The organism is Streptomyces sp. NPDC004327, from assembly GCF_042873935.1.
In the GTDB taxonomy this organism is placed as follows: Bacteria; Actinomycetota; Actinomycetes; order Streptomycetales; family Streptomycetaceae; genus Streptomyces.
The window spans coordinates 96,055-108,488 of record NZ_JBIAME010000006.1 but is presented as its reverse complement, the minus strand read 5'-3'; the positions used below and the strand labels follow the sequence as shown (position 1 = coordinate 108,488).

The window sequence follows — 12,434 nt, the reverse complement described above, 5'->3', positions numbered from 1 at the left end:
AGCCGGGGGTGGTCGGAGCACCCCCGGAAACTGTGTAGACTTGGCGACGCTGCTGCACCCACCATGGGAACGCAGGGCGCGCCGCCTTAGCTCAGTTGGCCAGAGCAACGCACTCGTAATGCGTAGGTCTCGGGTTCGAATCCCGAAGGCGGCTCCATGAAGACCCAGGACGGATGACCTCCGGACTGGGTCTTTTTCGTTGCGGGGTGCGGGAGTAATACGCCGTGGACACACGCACCCCTGGCGTATGACCAAGAGTTGTCAAAGAACAGCGGACGGTGCCCACGTTTCCTGGTCAAGCCGCCCTGATCAGGAGAGTCTCATGCGTGTAGTGGCAACGCATCGAGACCGCGTCGGCGTGCCGGGAGCGAGCGGCAAGCTTCCCGATGAGGGTGCCTCACGTTTCCCGTGCGTCCAGGTCCGTGCCACACGATGAGCAGGCCGCCGGGGGGCGGCAGGAGGGGAGCACATCCTGTACACCATCAGCAGTCAGTCGCCGAAGGCCCAGAACGCGCCACCACCACCGGTGATCCCGTCGGTGGCAGCACCGGACGACCTCGCTCCGGCGGCGCGCCGCCGCTCCACGGCGAAGGACCGACGCCGCACGGAGCTGCGGGACTTCCTGGTCAACCGGCGTGGCCGGCTGACCCCGGCGGACGTGGGGATCCCGAACTACGGCCGGCGCAGGACGCCGGGGTTAAGGCGGGAGGAAGTCGCCTTCCTGGCGGGAGTCAGCGCCTCCTGGTACCAGTGGCTCGAACAGGGCCGGGACATCTCGGTGTCCCCGCAGGTGCTCGACGCCATCGGGCGGGCGCTCCGCCTCGACCAGGCGGAGCGCAGCTACCTCTACGCGCTGGCCGGCCTCAATCCGCCGGTGCCGCTCGGTTCCGAACCGGTCGAGGTGGACGTCATGCTGGCCCGTCTCGTGGAGAACAACTCCCCGTACCCGGCCTTCGTCGTCGACCCGTACTGGAACCTGGTGATCGCCAACGAGGCGACGTACGACATCCTCGGGTACCGCAGGACCTACCGGAACTCCCTGGTGGCCTTCTTCACCAGTGCCCGGCTGCGCGAGCGCATCGTGAACTGGCGCGAGCTCGCGCCGTGGATCGCCGCGCAGTACCGGTACGGGATGATCAACAGGCCGCAGGACCTCGGATACGAGATCGTCGTCGGCGAACTGATGAAGCAGAGCCCGGAGTTCGCCGAGCTGTGGTCGCGGCACGACGTGCGGGCCGAGGGCGTGAACTTCAAGATCCTCGACCATCCCGAGCTCGGAGAGCTGCACTTCGATGTCGCACGCATGCGCATCCCGCAGTTCGCCGACCTGCTGATCGTCCTCTACACGCCGCGGCCCGAACGGGAGACCGGCGTGGACACCCAGGGGATCATCCAGCGGGCCCGCGCCTGACAACGGGAGTGCCGGTACGCGAGTGCCGGCGGTGTGCCCCTGGGGAAGAGGGGCACACCGCCGGCACGTCCGTGTCAGCCGTCGAGGTCAGCCGTTGAGCGTGGCCATCATCGGGGCCGGGTAGCGGTCGCCGACGGCGGTGCCCGCGGCGAAGACCGCGGACAGCTCCTCGGCCTCGGTGTCGGTCAGGACGATGTCCAGCGCCGCCGTGTTCTCGTCCACGCGCTCGGGGCGGGTCGTGCCGGGGATCGGCACGACCGACTCGCCGGCCCGCAGCACCCAGGCCAGCGCGACCTGAGCGGGCGTCACGCCCCGGTCCGAGGCGATCTCCTGGAGACGGCCGAGCAGCTTGCGGTTGGCCGCGAGGTTGTCGCCCTGGAAGCGCGGGGCGATGCGCCGGAAGTCGTTGTCGGCCAGGCCGTCGACCGAGGAGATCGCCCCGGTGAGGAAGCCGCGGCCGAGCGGGGAGTACGGCACGAAGCCGATGCCCAGCTCCGCGAGGGTCGCCAGGACCCCGTCCTCCTCGGCGTCCCGCGTCCACAGCGAGTACTCGGACTGCACCGCGGTGATCGGGTGCACCGCGTGGGCGCGCCGGATCGTCTGCGCCGACGCCTCGCACAGGCCGAGGTAGCGCACCTTGCCCTCGGCCACCAGCTCGGCCATCTCGCCGACGGTCTCCTCGACCGGGACGCGCGGGTCGACGCGGTGCTGGTAGTAGAGGTCGATGTAGTCGGTGCCGAGCCGCTTCAGCGAGCCCTCGACGGCCCAGCGCACCGTCTCGGGACGGCCGTCCGGGATCCGCGGCGGGGTCTCGCGGGAGTACGTGCCGAACTTGGTGGCCACGACCACCTCGTCGCGGCGGCCGGCGATCGCCCGCCCGATCAGCGTCTCGTTGGTCTCCGGGCCGTAGTGGTCCGAGGAGTCGAGGAAGTCGACTCCGAGCCCGAGGGCCCGCTCGATGGTGGCGATCGAGCGCGACTCCTCGACGGAGCCGTACCCGAAGGTCATGCCCATGCACCCGAGACCCACCGCCGAGACGGTCAGGCCCTGGCTTCCGAGCTGTGTCCTGCGCATTGTCTTCCCTGCTTCCTGCTGTGTGTGCGTGTGGGGGGATCAGATGGTGACGGCGGTGCCGTCGAAGCGGGTGAAGGAGAAGCCGCCGCCCTCGTTGAACAGCGGCTTCTGCTCCCGCATCACCTCAAGGGCGATCGACTCGCCGAGCCGGAACGCCTCGGTGTTGTCGCTGCGGTAGTGGACGCCCGCGGAGGCGCGGCCCGCACCGATGTTGGCCGCGAGCTTGTTGAGCTCGCCGCCGATGGTCAGGGAGCCCTTGTCGGCGCCGGTGTACGGCACGAGGGTCGTGCCGTCCGCGCTCGGCACGACCGGGGCGTCGAGGACGTACGACTCGTTGAACCACGCCTTGAGCACGGTCGTGCACGCGCCGGCGACGGTCCCGTGGCCGCTCTGGTACGACGGGCTCATCGGCGAGCCCTCGGGGAAGGACTGGGGCAGCAGGTAGGAACCGTGCGCCGCCAGGGTCCGGTCGAGCACCTCGGACCGCAGGATCTCCTCGTGGAGCATCCCCGCGTAGCGGCCGGGGGCGCGCCGCAGGTGCACCTCGATCCGGCCGCCGAACGCCTCGGGCCGCAGCCGCCGGTGGACGTAGAACTGCTGGTACTCGGTGTGCTTGATGGCCCGCACGGCCACCTCGGCGAGGAGCGAGACCAGGTGCGGCGTCCCGTAGGTGGGGAAGCCCATCTGGTTCTTGGAGGCCAGGTACGGGTTGCCCGGGTCCTGGGCCTTCGCCTGCGGCAGGGCCAGCATGATCAGCGCCGCGTTGAGGTAGGCCTGGTAGAGGACGTCGAAGTGCGTGTAGTGCGCCATGTCGCGCGGCGTCTGCACGTAGCGGGTGCGGGTGAAGTCCCGCTGGGTGGCGCGCGCGGCGCCGCGCTGGAGCGCGAGCCACTCCCCGAACTCGGTGCCGTAGTCCACGCCCGGCTGGACGGTGTCGTGCAGCTGCGGGACGTGCAGGGTGCCGTACGGGACGGTCTGCAGCAGGAACTGCGAGACGAACGGGCCGGTCAGGTCGGCCGGGGTGTTGCCGCGGAAGAGCGTGTGCGGGGTGACCTTGCCGTCCTGCGTGGCCATCCGGCCGTCGGAGTACGTCGACAGGTCGGCGGCCGCGGCGGCGGCGAGCGCCGAGTCCTCGAAGTCGGTGAACCGCACGTCGCGCAGCAGCGCCAGCCAGTACAGCTCGGCCATCTCGGCGGCCGCGTGCGCGCTGCCCATCCGGGGCGCGGGCGGGACGACCAGCTTGGCGTAGTCGGGCCCGGCGAGGTCGTAGGCGAGACCGCCCTGCGGGCCGAGCTGCTTGCGCTCGCCCGCCATCGGGATCGCGTCGAAGTCGGCGGGGTTCCCGCTGGTGAGCGCCTTCAGCATCAGCGCGTAGGCCGGGACGTCGACCTCGCCGATGTCGGTGTGCGGCAGGCCCTTGGAGTAGCTGCCGATCCGGCCGGGCAGCGACGACTCGTCGCCGTTCACCGGGTGGTCCGGCAGCGTCGCCGGATAGTCCCGCTCGGCGGCCTGCCGGCGCAGCGCGCGGCCGATCCGGGTGCGCTCGCTCAGCTGTGCCTTGTCGGCGACGACCTCGTCGGCCGCGTAGGAGGGGGTGGAGACGCCGGCTTCGGCCGCGGTGAGGCCGAGGGCGGCGGACAGGGCCGCGGTGGATCTGAGGAGGGTTCTGCGGTGCATCGGTGTTCCCCGTTTCTCGCGTGTGGCGTACGTGCCCGGGCGGGTCAGGCCCGTTCGGTCTCGAGGCGGAAGTCCTGGGCGTCGTAGTCGCGCTTGCCGAGTTCCAGGGCACGCTCGATGCTCATCACGGGAGTGAGGCCGAGGACGGCGGTGATCTTCTCCATGCGCTCGGGCATGGTGCCGCTGACCCGGTGCAGGGGTATCCCGAACTCCTCGACGGTTTCGAGGAGCATGCGGTCGATCGTGTCGCGGAAGCCCTTGTTCATGGGGCGGTGGCCGTCCGAGGTGATCTCCAGCTCGTGCTCGAGGTGGATGAACACGTCGTAGGTCTGGCGCACGTGCGCGCGGAACGCCTTGCCGTACTCGTCGACGACCTCGCCGAAGAAGCGCATCTCGTCGCTGGTCTCGGGGGCCAGGCCGCCCTCGTTGGCGGCGGTGGCGCTGGGGTTCATGCCGTGGGCGACGCGGGCGGCGCCGTAGAGCCACTCCTGGAGGGAGGAGCCGTCGGACAGGAAGGTGTCGCCGAGCTTGGCCTCCTCGACGGCCCGCCCGCAGTGGCGGCGCAGCATCAGGTGGAGGAACTCGGCGGGGGTGACCTCGGCGAGCGCCTTGCCGGGCACGGCCTCCGGGAGGATCTCGCGGATCGTCCTGGCCAGGGTGCGCGGAACGCCCAGGTAGTGCGAGAGGGCCATGACCGTGGAGGTCTTTCCGGCCGAGTAGGTACCGGATACGGAGATCTTCATGTCAGGCCCTCAGGGTGGTCTGGCCGGCGGCGAACGCGGCGGCGTTCGACGGGAGTTCATGGGCGAAGGAGCACTGCATCTCGTAACCGCCGAGCCGGGCGCCGATCGTGACGTCGCGCCACAGTCCGCCGCGCAGCGGCACGAGCGCCTTGTCGGTGAAGGCGACGTGGGCGGCGGTGGGTTCGGCCGCGGGGAGGTCGGGGCCGACGGCGGTCAGGACCGTCTGCTGCATCCACAGGGTGTTGCTGTCCTGGCGGCTGATGCCGTCGAGCTCGTACAGGAGCACCTGGATGAGCTGCAGGTTGGTGACGAAGCAGTCGATGGCCGAGAGGCCGTCCGTCAGGCGGTCGCCGTCCAGGCCGTCGGTGACGGCCTCGTAGCCCGGCAGGCTGCGCGTGGTGACGGTCGCGGTGGCGGTCGAGGCGTCCACGTCGGCGCGGACGTCGCCGATGGTGTGCTCGCGCAGCTTGAAGCCCTCGCCGTAGTAGCGGCCGGAGGCCGGGCCGAGGACCGTGTCGAGCGAGTCGTAGGAACCGTCCTCGGCGACCTGGGCCGGCGAGGCGTGCTCGATCTCGTACCGGGCCGTCATCACGCCGACGTGCGCGGTGAAGGTCGACACGTGGCCGCCCTCGGCGGCGGGGTCCTGGAGGGTGCGGCGGAGCTCGGCTCCGGCGGGCAGGCCGGTCAGCTCCTCCTGCGGGGTGGTGCCCGCCCGCAGGGTGATCTTCCGGACGCGGGTCCGGCGGCGCCGGTCGGCGTCGAGCCCGTGGGTGTGGACGAGGTACGCCTCGCACAGCTGGAGGCCGAGCACCAGCATGTCGACGGTGCTGACGTGCGGGAACAGGTCGGTCGACGCCTTCTTCTTCGACCAGTCACGCGGGTAGGAGAGGGAGACGGCGGCGGTGACGCCCGGCCGGTCCCCGGTGGTGACGCGGACGTCGTGGACGGCGTACTCGGCCCGCCGGTAGCCGGCGGAGAAGAAGCGGGTCTCGCCGGGGCCGAGGTAGTCCTCGACGGAGGGCAGGCGCAGCAGGGTCGGTGTGGACATGGTTCAGGACTCCTCGCGCGATCTCAGCGCCTGCTCGTACGACCGGACCAGCGCGCCGACGGTGCGCAGGGTCACGAAGTTGCCGTCCTCGCCGAAGGGGTCGACGCCGACCTTGGTCTCGAGGCGGATGATGAGCCGGGCGAAGGCGAGCGAGTTGAGGCCGAGGTCGCTCAGCTCGGTCTCGGCGGTGACGGCGCCGAGGTCGTCGGCGATGTCCTCGTCGAGGACCGCGGTGATCTCCTCGACGACCAGGGCCTGTACGTCCATGGTCAGCATGTGATTCCTCCATCGATGACGAGTCGCTGGCCGGTGACGAAACCGGCCCGCGGTGAGGCGAGAAAGAGCACGGCGTCGGCGATCTCCTCGCGGTCGCCGAGCCGGCCGAGCGGGGTGCGGCGCTGGATGCGCTCGCGGTACTCCGGGGTGACCACCTCGGTCATGTCCGAGTCGAAGAAGCCGGGCACGACCGTGTTGACCCGGATGCCGGCGGGACCGAGCTCGCGGGCGAGGCTGTGGGTCAGGCCGTCCAGGCCCGCCTTGGCGGCGCTGTAGGCGGCCACGCCCCGGTAGCCGCGGACGGCGTTGACCGACGAGACGTTGATGATCTGGCCGCCGCCCGAGGCCACCATGGAGCGGGCGACCGTCTGGGCCAGGGCCACGGGCGAGGTCAGGTTGGCGGTGATGAGGGCCTCGACCTGCCGCGGCGGCATCGTCACGAACAGGCCCTGGTCGAGCACGCCCGCGTTGTTCACCAGCAGGTCGACCCGGCCGAAGTGCCGGATCGCGGCCTTGGCGGCCGCCCGTACGGTGCCGGGTTCCTGCAGGTCCGCCCCGGTCCAGAAGAAGCGGTCGGGCTCGGCCTTCAGCGTCTCCTCGACGAACTCGCCGGCGCTCCGGCTGAAGGTGGCCACCTTCCAGCCCTCCGCGAGCAGCCGGGTGACCAGGGTCCGGCCGAGGCCGCGGCTGCCGCCGCTGACCAGTGCCACGCCGCTCATGCCGCGCTCCTGGTCTTCTTGAAGCGGTCCGAGTGCTGCTCGGCCTCGGAGACCGTGACGACGAGGGGCACCTTGTAGGGCTCCAGGCGGGCGGCGCAGTGCTCCTGGACGCGGGCGGTGACGGTCTGCTCGTCCTCCGGTCGCACGAGCTTGACCGTGGCCTGGACGATCATGCCGGTCACCGCGTTGCGCCGGCCGGAGACGGTGACGTCGGCGATGTTGTCCACTTCGAGGACGGCGTTCTCGACCTCGGCCGGGTAGACCTTCTCGCCGCCCACGTTGATGATCTCCGAGCGGCGGCCGAGGATCTTCACGTACTCGCCCTCGCACACCACGACGTCCTGGGTGTTGAAGTAGCCCTCCTCGTCGAAGGGGGCGGGGGCGTTGAGGTAGCCGAGCATGGCCATCTCGGAGCGGACCCACAGCACGTCGTCGACGATCTTGTAGTCGAAGCCGCTGCCGCTGCCGAGCTTGACCCACAGCGAGGAGTCGTCCTTCGACTTGGTCGGCAGGATGCCCAGTTCGGACAGGCCGTAGGTCTGCTTGAGCCGGACCTCGGGCAGCGCGTCGTGGAAGGCGCGCAGGGTCTGCTCGGGCATCGGCTCGGTCCCGTAGGAGACCAGGCGCAGCGAGGAGGCGTCGTGCCGCCGGCAGGCGCCGGAGACCAGGGCCATGGTGAGGAAGGTCGGCGTGGTGGGCAGCACCTCCACCCGGTGGGCCTCGATGGCCGCGAAGACGCTGTCCGGGGTGCGCTCGGCGACGGTGACGACCGCACCTCCGTGCACCAGGGTGTGCAGCAGGGTGTTGATGCCGCCGATGTGGTCGAGGTTGAGGAAGGAGAGCGTGCGCGCGGCGCGGCCGCCCTGGTAGCGGGCGAGGACCTTGGTGAAGTCCAGGACGGACGCCTTGCTGCGGCCCGTGGTGCCCGAGCTGAACAGGACGAGTCCGGGCGCCTCGTCGCGGCGCAGCGCGGCGAACAGCTCGTGGCCCGCCGAGCGCCCCGTGCTGCTGATGCTCAGGCCCGAGTCCGTGCCGTCGAGGGTGATGACGGTCTCGACCTCGGCGATCTCGTGGAACTCGGCGCGCTTGGCGTCCGGCAGCGTGACCAGCGGGACGATGATCGCGCCGGCCTCGATGAGGGCGACGAGCGCGGCGCAGGCCTGCGGCGAGTACGCCGACTCCAGCGCGACGACCCGCCCGGCGCGGATGCCGTGCTCGTCAAGCCGGTCCCGCCACTGCTCGACGGCGCTCAGCAGGGTCCGGTAACTCGTGGCCTGACCATGGAAGATGATCGCCTCTCGGTCGCCGTGCGACCGCAGCGCCTCTGTCAGTGACTGGATCATGCACCGATCGTGCGGCCGCGCCGAACGGACAGAAAGGTGGGAGCTGGTCCTGGTGTCACGGGCACCAGCCAGCGCTTCCGCTCAGCACCTACGTTGAACTGGCTGTCCCCTCAGGACATTTCCTCCGCGGCGTCTTCCGCGACCGCTTCCGCGATCCTTTCCGCGGTTCCTGCCGCGGAACCCTCCGCGGTCTTCCCGACAACGATCAGGAGCGCCATGCGTGCGATCAGCCAGCAGGACGTCTACGGCGGCCCGGAGGTCCTGAAGGAGGTGGAACTGCCGGTGCCGAAGCCCGGTCCCGGTCAGGTCCTCGTGCGGGTGCGGGCCGCGGGGCTCAACCCCACCGACTGGAAGGGCCGGGCGCGGCAGAACTGGTTCGAGCGGCCGCCGAAGGTCCTCGGCTGGGACCTCTCCGGCACGGTGGAGGAGGTGGGCTTCGGGGTCGCCCTCTTCCAGCCCGGCGACGAGGTGTTCGGCATGCTGCCGTACCCGCACGGGGTGGGCTCCCACGCCGAGTACGCCGTCGGCCCGGCCCGCGCCTTCGCCCGCAAGCCGGCCGGGATCGACCACGTCCAGGCGGCCGCCCTGCCGCTGGCCGCCCTCACGGCCTACCAGGCCCTCGTCGACACCGCCGGCGTCGGGCCCGGACAGCACGTGCTGGTCCACGCCGCCGCCGGAGGCGTCGGCCACCTCGCCGTCCAGCTCGCCAAGCACCTCGGTGCCCGCGTCACCGGTACGGCCAGCGCCGCCAAGCACGACTTCGTGCGCTCCCTCGGCGCGGACGACGTGATCGACTACCGCACCGTGGACTTCCGCGACGCCGTCCGGGACGTCGACACGGCGCTCGTGCCGCTGATGGACGACACCCGGATCCGTACGGTGGACGTGCTGCGCCCCGGGGGCACCCTGGTCGCCCTGCTGCCCGGCGCCACCGAGGAGGAGCTCGCCGCCGCCGCCCGCCGCGGTGTCCGCTACGCCGCGATGCTGGTGGAGCACGACCACACGGGCATGAAGGCCGTCGCCGAACTGGCGGCCAAGGGAGTGCTGCGCGCCCATGTGCAGGAGGCCATTGCGCTGTCCGAGGCCGCCCGCGCCCACGCCCTGGGCGAAGAGGGCCGGGTGACCGGCAAGTTGGTACTGGTCCCCTGACCGGCCGCTACGGCGCCGGGGCGATGCCCGGCTGACCGAAGGTGTCCGGGACCGGGAGGGTGGCCCAGTGGCCGACCGGCCAGGCGAGGACGACGGCGCGGCCGACGACGTCGCCGACCGGGACCATGCCGCCGTGCGGGTCGGTCTGGTGGTAGCGGGAGTCCAGGGAGGACTGGCGGTGGTCGCCCATCACCCAGATCTCGCCGCTCGGGACCTTGACCTTGAACTGGCCGGGCGCGTCCGGGCTGCACGCGGTGTTGCCGGCGAAGACGTACGGCTCGTCGAGCGGCTTGCCGTTGACCTTCAGGGGACCGGTGCCGGAGCACTCGACGGTGTCGCCGGCGATACCGATGACGCGCTTGATCAGGTGCTGCTCGCCGGCCGCGGGCATCAGTCCGATGAAGCCCAGGAACTTCTGGGCCGCGTTGGGCTCCGCGACCGGCCGGCCGGCGAGCCAGCCGGCCGGGTCGCGGAAGACGACGACCTCGCCGCGCTCGGGCTCGGAGCCGAACCACGGCGTGAGCTTGTCGACGAGGACGCGGTCGTCCTTCTGGAGGGTGTTCTGCATCGAACCCGAGGGGATCAGGAACGCCTGGAGCAGGAAGGTCTTGATCAGGAAGGCCAGGGCCAGCGCGAGGGCGACCAGGATCGGCAGCTCCTGCCACAGGGGCCGCTTCTTCTTTCCGCTCTTCCTGCCGCCGTGCCCGCCGTCGCCGGCGGCGGTGCCCGCCTCCTCGCCGGGGCCGCCCTCCGGGCGCTCCCGTTCGGGCTGCGCGTCGATCGCCACGTCCCCCACGTCCACCGCTCCTGACTCCGTCGGGCCGGCCGGCTCCGCCGGACGCGCGCCGAAAACTCCTGCCGTCTGACCGGACTTTATGCCGCATGATGCCGTCGGGGTGCCCGCCGGCCCACTCTCGCCACGTACGAGTGACCCGGCGGGCCCCGGCAGTGATTTCCGGTCTTTGTTTCTTGACGAGGGGGATGGCATGAGCGGCGACGGCGAGGAGTTCGAGGTCACCGAGCGGACCCGGCTGCGGCGGATGCGGGAGAACGGCAGCCACCGGCGAGCTGATCTGGACGCGGTGCTCGCGGCGGGCTTCCTGTGTCACCTCGGCGTCGTGGTGGACGGGGCGCCGATGGTGGTGCCGACGGTGTACGGGGTCGACGGGGACCGGTTCTACCTGCACGGGTCGGTCGCGAGCCGCAGCCTGGTGCGGGCGCCCGACGGGGTCGTCTGCGTGAACGTCACGCACGTCGACGGCCTCGTGCTCGCGCGGTCCGTCTTCGAGCACAGCGTGAACTACCGCAGCGCGATGATCTACGGCGTGCCGCGGCTCGTCACCGACCCGGAGGAGAAGCTGCGCGGACTGCGGGCGCTGAGCGAGCAGTCCGCGCCGGGGCAGTGGGAGTACGTACGGCAGCCCAGCCGCAAGGAACTGGCGGCGACCGCGCTCGTGGCGCTCGACCTGACCGAGGCGTCCGTGAAGGTCTCCAGCGGCTTCCCGGACGACGGCGACGGGCCCGACGCCGCGCTGGGCGTGTGGGCCGGGGTGCTGCCGATGGTCACCCGCTTCGGCGAGCCGGTCGCCGATCCGCTGCTCCCGGCCGGGATCGCGCCGCCCGCGCACATCGCCGAGCGGGCCGGGACCGTGTTCGGAGGCTAGGGCCTGTCCGACCCTGGTCCGCCGGACAGGCCCTGGCCGCGCTCCTGCGCCATCCGGGTGAGCGTCAGCCGGGCCAGGTGCTCCCCGTCCGACAGCGCGTCGACGGCCGTGATCCGGTCGTCGAGGACGGTGAAGCGGAAGACCGTCTCCGGCCGGCCGTCCGGTGCCGTGCGCAGCAGGCCGGCGGCGCCGTCGACCAGGGCCGGCAGCGTCGCCCGTACGCGTTCGGCGAGGGCCCGGGCGACCGCCGGCGCGCCGTGGGCGGGGGGCGTGGCGGAGGTGTCCGAGCGCAGTACGGCGTCCGGGTCGAGGAGGGCGCGCAGGGCCGCCGGGTCGCCGCCGCGGGCGGCGGAGCGGAAGGCGAGGACGGCCTCGCGCTGGCGCGCGGGGTCGGGGGCGGGCATCTCCTCGGTGCCCTCCAGGCGGTGCCGGGCGCGGCCGGCGAGCCGGCGGGTGGCGGCGGGGGAGCGGTCGAGGACCGGGGCGATGTCGTCGTAGGGGATCGAGAACTCGTCGTGCAGCACGAAGACGACCCGCTCGGAGGGCGTGAGGACGTCGAGGGCGTCCCGTTCGCCGCGCCTGGGCAGCGAGCGGTCCCACGGGTCCTTCAGGACCGGGCGCCGGGCCTCGCGCGAGCGCAGCAGGTCCAGGCAGGTGCGGGCGACGTCCTGGGGCGTCGCCCCCACCCGCAGCGCCTCGGCGGCCTCGCCTGACGGGCCGAGGAGGCGGGACGCCATGGCCGCCCGCAGGTCGGCGGGCGCGGCCGGGCCGGCGTCCGGGGCGTTCACCGTGCTCCCCGGCCGGTCAGTCGCCGTGGCCCGGGCCGCCGCTGCCGAAGCCGCCGCTGGAGATGCCGCCCCACTTGCGCTTCTCCTCGGTGGGCGGCTCGTCCTGGGTCTCGCCGCCGTCCTTCAGCTGGTACGGCATGAGCCGGTGCTCGCCGTCGGTCTGCGGCATCTCGGAGGGCTTGCGGTACTCGGACGACTCGCCGGGCAGGGTGCCGTCCTCCGGCCGGTGCGGCTGGGTCTCCGGATCCGGTGGCGGCAGCTCCTTGTTCTTGACGCGGATGCCGTACATGAACGCGCCGATGAGGACGCCGACGACGATCAGACCACCGAGGACCTGCGCCAGGCCGGACTGCCAGACACCGGCCGCCGTGGTGACCTGAGCGGATGCCACGAGGAAAGTGTTCATATCGTCATGAATACCCCTTTTCGGATGGTTCGGACAGTCCGCGTCCGGGTTGCGCGCGCGGAGATCCCCGGAAGCCGGGAAATCCGCGGAATCCGCGCTGAAACATTTCCCGGGGGCCATCGCGTCAGTGAGGTGT

At 71.7% G+C, this 12,434-nt stretch carries 13 protein-coding genes and 1 tRNA gene; 4 read left to right on the top strand and 10 right to left on the bottom strand.

Annotated features, from left to right (window positions below):
* Positions 1–80: 80 nt before the first annotated feature.
* Positions 81–157 (top strand) — tRNA-Thr (locus ACFYU9_RS21205).
* A 381-nt stretch (positions 158–538) separates the two neighbouring features.
* On the top strand, positions 539–1,411 hold the full coding sequence (locus ACFYU9_RS21200) for a helix-turn-helix transcriptional regulator (RefSeq protein ID WP_389211283.1): 873 nt from the start codon (positions 539–541) through the stop codon (positions 1,409–1,411).
* 87 nt (positions 1,412–1,498) lie between these two features.
* Here ACFYU9_RS21200 and ACFYU9_RS21195 read toward each other — a convergent pair whose 3' ends face one another.
* From ACFYU9_RS21195 to ACFYU9_RS21165, 7 genes are read right to left on the bottom strand one after another with little or no spacing between them, the layout of a single operon-like run.
* Positions 1,499–2,485, bottom strand: coding sequence for an aldo/keto reductase (locus tag ACFYU9_RS21195; protein ID WP_389211284.1), 987 nt, complete (start codon positions 2,483–2,485; stop codon positions 1,499–1,501).
* Positions 2,486–2,524: 39 nt separating this feature from the next.
* Positions 2,525–4,162, bottom strand: a complete 1,638-nt coding sequence (locus ACFYU9_RS21190; RefSeq protein ID WP_389345697.1) for a vanadium-dependent haloperoxidase — start codon at positions 4,160–4,162, stop codon at positions 2,525–2,527.
* Between the two features lie 44 nt (positions 4,163–4,206).
* A complete protein-coding gene (locus tag ACFYU9_RS21185; protein WP_389211288.1) occupies positions 4,207–4,905 on the bottom strand; it encodes an AAA family ATPase in 699 nt (232 codons plus the stop codon).
* Position 4,906: 1 nt separating this feature from the next.
* Positions 4,907–5,953 carry an AvrD family protein gene (locus ACFYU9_RS21180; protein WP_389211290.1) on the bottom strand — a complete coding sequence of 349 codons (1,047 nt, stop codon included), beginning with the start codon at positions 5,951–5,953 and terminating at the stop codon, positions 4,907–4,909.
* A gap of 3 nt (positions 5,954–5,956) precedes the next feature.
* Complete coding sequence (locus ACFYU9_RS21175) at positions 5,957–6,229, bottom strand: phosphopantetheine-binding protein (protein ID WP_389211292.1); 273 nt, start codon at positions 6,227–6,229, stop codon at positions 5,957–5,959.
* Entirely contained in the window at positions 6,223–6,948 is a 726-nt protein-coding gene (locus tag ACFYU9_RS21170) for an SDR family NAD(P)-dependent oxidoreductase (protein WP_389211295.1), read from the bottom strand. Before ACFYU9_RS21170 ends, ACFYU9_RS21175 begins: the two co-directional genes overlap by 7 nt.
* Positions 6,945–8,291: a class I adenylate-forming enzyme family protein gene (locus ACFYU9_RS21165; protein ID WP_389345695.1), complete on the bottom strand. Its 1,347-nt coding sequence runs from the start codon at positions 8,289–8,291 to the stop codon at positions 6,945–6,947. Before ACFYU9_RS21165 ends, ACFYU9_RS21170 begins: the two co-directional genes overlap by 4 nt.
* Positions 8,292–8,507: 216 nt before the next feature.
* On the opposite strand from ACFYU9_RS21165, the gene ACFYU9_RS21160 reads away from it, so the two are divergent.
* Positions 8,508–9,440, top strand: coding sequence for an NADP-dependent oxidoreductase (locus ACFYU9_RS21160; RefSeq protein WP_389211299.1), 933 nt, complete (start codon positions 8,508–8,510; stop codon positions 9,438–9,440).
* 7 nt (positions 9,441–9,447) lie between these two features.
* Here the strand turns inward: ACFYU9_RS21160 and lepB are convergent, their stop codons facing one another.
* Positions 9,448–10,236 (bottom strand): signal peptidase I, encoded by a 789-nt coding sequence (gene lepB, locus ACFYU9_RS21155; RefSeq protein ID WP_389345694.1) that lies wholly within the window; start codon positions 10,234–10,236, stop codon positions 9,448–9,450.
* 190 nt (positions 10,237–10,426) lie between these two features.
* Here lepB and ACFYU9_RS21150 point away from each other — a divergent pair, with 190 nt between their 5' ends.
* A complete protein-coding gene (locus ACFYU9_RS21150; protein ID WP_389211303.1) occupies positions 10,427–11,104 on the top strand; it encodes a pyridoxamine 5'-phosphate oxidase family protein in 678 nt (225 codons plus the stop codon).
* On the opposite strand, the gene ACFYU9_RS21145 is transcribed toward ACFYU9_RS21150, so the two are convergent.
* Positions 11,101–11,892 carry a sigma factor-like helix-turn-helix DNA-binding protein gene (locus tag ACFYU9_RS21145; protein ID WP_389211305.1) on the bottom strand — a complete coding sequence of 264 codons (792 nt, stop codon included), beginning with the start codon at positions 11,890–11,892 and terminating at the stop codon, positions 11,101–11,103. The two genes, ACFYU9_RS21150 and ACFYU9_RS21145, sit on opposite strands and share 4 nt — an antisense overlap.
* A gap of 16 nt (positions 11,893–11,908) precedes the next feature.
* Complete coding sequence (locus ACFYU9_RS21140) at positions 11,909–12,298, bottom strand: DUF6479 family protein (RefSeq protein ID WP_389211307.1); 390 nt, start codon at positions 12,296–12,298, stop codon at positions 11,909–11,911.
* Positions 12,299–12,434 lie beyond the last annotated feature (136 nt).

Coding starts and splice junctions, on each gene's coding strand:
- ACFYU9_RS21180 (WP_389211290.1), bottom strand. CDS start 5,953: ATGTCCACACCGACCCTGCTGCGCCTGCCCTCCGTCGAGGACTACCTC.
- ACFYU9_RS21195 (WP_389211284.1), bottom strand. CDS start 2,485: ATGCGCAGGACACAGCTCGGAAGCCAGGGCCTGACCGTCTCGGCGGTG.
- ACFYU9_RS21175 (WP_389211292.1), bottom strand. CDS start 6,229: ATGCTGACCATGGACGTACAGGCCCTGGTCGTCGAGGAGATCACCGCG.
- ACFYU9_RS21170 (WP_389211295.1), bottom strand. CDS start 6,948: ATGAGCGGCGTGGCACTGGTCAGCGGCGGCAGCCGCGGCCTCGGCCGG.
- ACFYU9_RS21140 (WP_389211307.1), bottom strand. CDS start 12,298: ATGAACACTTTCCTCGTGGCATCCGCTCAGGTCACCACGGCGGCCGGT.
- ACFYU9_RS21165 (WP_389345695.1), bottom strand. CDS start 8,291: ATGATCCAGTCACTGACAGAGGCGCTGCGGTCGCACGGCGACCGAGAG.
- ACFYU9_RS21185 (WP_389211288.1), bottom strand. CDS start 4,905: ATGAAGATCTCCGTATCCGGTACCTACTCGGCCGGAAAGACCTCCACG.
- ACFYU9_RS21190 (WP_389345697.1), bottom strand. CDS start 4,162: ATGCACCGCAGAACCCTCCTCAGATCCACCGCGGCCCTGTCCGCCGCC.
- ACFYU9_RS21160 (WP_389211299.1), top strand. CDS start 8,508: ATGCGTGCGATCAGCCAGCAGGACGTCTACGGCGGCCCGGAGGTCCTG.
- ACFYU9_RS21150 (WP_389211303.1), top strand. CDS start 10,427: ATGAGCGGCGACGGCGAGGAGTTCGAGGTCACCGAGCGGACCCGGCTG.